The organism is Streptomyces sp. SPB074, assembly GCF_000154905.1.
In the GTDB taxonomy this organism is placed as follows: Bacteria; Actinomycetota; Actinomycetes; order Streptomycetales; family Streptomycetaceae; genus Streptomyces.
Genome location: NZ_GG770539.1, coordinates 1,866,170 through 1,869,615, shown reverse-complemented (window position 1 = coordinate 1,869,615; position 3,446 = coordinate 1,866,170). Strand labels below are relative to the sequence as shown.

3 protein-coding genes and 1 pseudogene are annotated in these 3,446 nt (G+C 74.6%); 1 reads left to right on the top strand and 3 read right to left on the bottom strand.

The genetic code is table 11. The features are described 5' to 3' along the window. A pseudogene (locus SSBG_RS07405) lies at positions 1-642 on the bottom strand (hypothetical protein); the annotation flags it as partial. A gap of 491 nt (positions 643-1,133) precedes the next feature. Here SSBG_RS07405 and SSBG_RS07400 point away from each other — a divergent pair. Continuing rightward, entirely contained in the window at positions 1,134-2,345 is a 1,212-nt protein-coding gene (locus SSBG_RS07400; protein ID WP_008745579.1) for an acetyl-CoA C-acetyltransferase, read from the top strand. A gap of 87 nt (positions 2,346-2,432) precedes the next feature. Here SSBG_RS07400 and SSBG_RS07395 read toward each other — a convergent pair whose 3' ends face one another. After that, positions 2,433-2,783: a DoxX family protein gene (locus tag SSBG_RS07395; RefSeq protein WP_008745578.1), complete on the bottom strand. Its 351-nt coding sequence runs from the start codon at positions 2,781-2,783 to the stop codon at positions 2,433-2,435. 216 nt (positions 2,784-2,999) lie between these two features. Continuing rightward, positions 3,000-3,446: PepSY domain-containing protein (locus SSBG_RS07390; protein ID WP_037869162.1), on the bottom strand; the 447-nt coding region annotated here is incomplete at its 5' end.

Genomic DNA, 3,446 nt, shown 5'->3' with positions numbered 1-3,446 from the left:
CACCAGCGTGTCCGCCTCGGCGCGCGCGCTCTCCGACTCGCCGCCGATGCGCTGCCTGGTCTCCTCGACGACCCGCTGCGCCTCCGCGCGCGCGGCGGCCAGCGCCCGCTCGGCCTCGGCCCGCGCCTCGTCCACGAGCTGCCGGGCCTGCGCCTCGCTGCGGGCGCGCAGCTGCTCGGCCCAGGCGACGTTCTCGTTGACGTGGGACTCGACGGTCGCCCGGCGCTCGGACAGCTCCTGGTCGAGCTGCTGGCGGCGGCTCGTCGCCTCCTGGTGCAGCTCCGCCTGGAGCCGCGCCTGCTGCTCGGCGTGCTCCTGGAGGAGGCGCTGGGTACGTGAGCGGGCCTCGCGCAGCTCGCGCTCGGCGTCGATGCGCAGCTGGTCGGCCTGCATCTGCGCGGTGCGCAGCATCTGCTCGGCCTGGTAGGCGATGTCGCCGTTCTCGTACCGAGGACGGAGCGCGAGCGCGCGCCGCGCCTCGTGCAGCTTGGCGCGCAAGACCTCGACCTGGTAGCCGAGGTCGTCGGCGTGCTGGACGGCCTTCTCCCGATCGGTCTTCAGCCGTTTCATCTCGGCTTCGAACCGTGAGAGGAGGTCGTCGTCAGCAGCTTGGTGGCTCTCCTGGCGTTCGTAGCCCCGCACCGCGCGGTCCCATCCGTCCCCTGGTCGTGACACTCCGAGCGAGCCCGCCCGCCCTTCGGACGTGCTCCGGTCCTGCGGGGACCCGTCCTGCGGACCGGTGCCCCTCGTACGGGTACCCGCCCGGTGGACGTGCTCCCGCCTTACAGGTGCCCGCCCGGCGGACGCGCTCCCGTCTTCCGGGGAATGGTGTCAGACGGCCGCCCCGGCGCGCACCGCCGCCCCGACACCGCCCCTGCCACCCGGACCCCGGCCCGCGACCCCGTGCTGAAAGGGGCCGGGCCCACGGTCGCGACCGGGAGCCGGGGGCCAACCCTACCGGCACCCCTATCCGGAGGTCAGTCCTCCGTCACCTTCCGGCCGATGATGCCTTCGCCCCGGACGGCCGGGGCGGGGTGCGCCCCGTCACACGCCCGGTCCGCTGACCGTCCGCCCGGCGCTCAGTACATTGAGGTAAACCCTCGTTCACTCATACTGCATAGGGGCTGTGCGTCATGGCCGGAACAGCTGGAAGCCAGGGCACCACGTCGGTGATCGTCGCGGGCGCCCGCACCCCGATGGGCCGTCTCCTCGGCTCGCTCAAGACCTTCTCCGGCGCCGACCTCGGCGGTTTCGCGATCAAGGCGGCGCTGGAACGGGCCGGGATCGGCGCGGAACAGGTCGAGTACGTGATCATGGGCCAGGTGCTCCAGGCGGGCGCCGGGCAGCTCCCGGCCCGCCAGGCCGCCGTCAAGGCAGGCATCCCGATGAGCGTGCCCGCGCTCACCGTCAACAAGGTGTGCCTCTCCGGGCTCGACGCCATCGCGCTCGCCGACCAGCTCATCCGCGCCGGTGAGTTCGACGTCGTCGTCGCGGGCGGCCAGGAGTCCATGACCAACGCCCCGCACCTGCTCCCCGGCTCGCGCGCGGGCCACAAGTACGGCGCGATCGAGATGCTCGACGCGATGGCTCACGACGGGCTCACCGACGCCTACGAGAACATCGCGATGGGCGAGTCCACCGAGAAGCACAACGCCCGCCTCGGCATCGCGCGCGCCCCGCAGGACGAGTTCGCCGCGCTGAGCCACCAGCGCGCCGCCGCCGCGCAGAAGAACGGGATCTTCGAGGCGGAGATCACGCCCGTCGAGGTGCCGCGGCGCAAGGGCGAGCCCGTCCTCGTCACGACGGACGAGGGCGTGCGGCCCGAGACGACCGTCGAGACGCTCGGCAGCCTGCGCCCGGCCTTCGCGAAGGACGGCACGATCACGGCGGGCACCGCCTCGCAGATCTCCGACGGCGCCGCCGCCGTCGTCGTGATGAGCCGCGCCAAGGCCGAGGAACTGGGCCTGGAATGGCTCGCCGAGATCGGCGCGCACGGCAATGTCGCCGGCCCGGACAACTCCCTCCAGTCCCAGCCCTCGCACGCGATCCAGCACGCCCTGTCCAAGGAGGGCATCGGCGTCGAGGACCTCGACCTCATCGAGATCAACGAGGCGTTCGCCGCCGTCGCCGTCCAGTCGATGGCCGATCTCGGCGTCACTCCCGAGAAGGTGAACGTGAACGGCGGCGCCATCGCGCTCGGCCACCCGATCGGCATGTCCGGCGCCCGCCTCGTCCTCCACCTCGCCCTGGAGCTCAAGCGGCGCGGCGGCGGCACGGGCGCGGCGGCGCTGTGCGGGGGCGGCGGGCAGGGGGACGCGCTGGTGGTTCGGGTGCCGGGGAAGTAGCCGGCGCGGGGGCCGGGGAGCCGGGAGGTACGGAGCGGGGCGGCGGGTCCGGGCGGCGGGTCCGCCCCTTCTCCGTACCCCCGCCCGTCACGTCGCGAGGGTGATCACCAGGACCGCCGCGCACAGCGTGAGCATCCCGCTCGCGTTGAGGAAGAGGTTCCGGCCGAAGTCCCCGGCCCGTACGTGCGCGCCGAGCGCGAGCAGGAAGTAGAGGACGAGCGCCGCCGAGGTGAGCACCGCGAGCGGCTGCCGGCGGATTCCCGCCAGGAGCCCGGCGGCGGAGGCGGTCTTGACCACCGGGAGCAGCGGCCACCAGCGGCGCGGCAGCCCGACGTCGGTGAGGCAGTCGCGGACGAAGCCCGCCGGGCGCGGGCAGAGCGCGGCGTCGCCGAGCTGGACGAGGGCGAGGAGGAGCAGCGCGACGTGCGGCCCTTCCATGACGGGCCTCCGGTGCGGGAGCGGGCGGTCTCACCGGGATGACCGGACGGCGCAGCGATGTGTGACAGGCGGGCGCGGCGGAACGCGGCGGGCGGGGCGGCGCTGCGGGGCGGGCGGGGCCGCGATACGTGCGAGGCGGGGCGGCGCTCTCCGCACGCCGTCCCGCCCGTCCCCGTCCTCTGGCCCGCCCCGTCCCCGTCCTGCGGCCCGTCCTCCTCAGTCGTCGGTTTCGGCCGTCACCTTGGCGCCGTCGAGGGAGACCGACCATTCGTTCTCGCCCGTTCCGGTCTCCACGCTCCACGAGCCGTTCCGCTCCTCCTCCAGGTCCACGGAGACGACCGTGCCCTTCCCCGCGACGGCGCGCGCGGCCTGCGCGGCGCTCGTGGCGTCGCCGGTGAGGAGGTCCCGGGCGGCCCGTACGTCGTCCGCCTCGCCCCGTTCCGTGCGCGTGGTGACGATCTTGCCGCTCGACGGCGAGACGTCGAGGTGCCGGAGCGTGCCCGCGCGGTCCAGGACCTCGACCTCCCAGACGAGGCGTCCGTCCGGGTCGTCGTCGATCTCGGCCGAGACCGCGCGGCCCGGGGTGTGCGCGAGCGCGGCGGCGAGGGCGTCGGGCGCCGCCAGCTTGCGGGCCGCGGCGGCCTCCGCCCTGTGCTCGGCGGC

Bases quoted from the DNA above. Each gene is read 5' to 3' on its own strand.
- SSBG_RS07400 (WP_008745579.1), top strand. From the start codon at position 1,134: ATGGCCGGAACAGCTGGAAGCCAGGGCACCACGTCGGTGATCGTCGCG.
- SSBG_RS07395 (WP_008745578.1), bottom strand. From the start codon at position 2,783: ATGGAAGGGCCGCACGTCGCGCTGCTCCTCCTCGCCCTCGTCCAGCTC.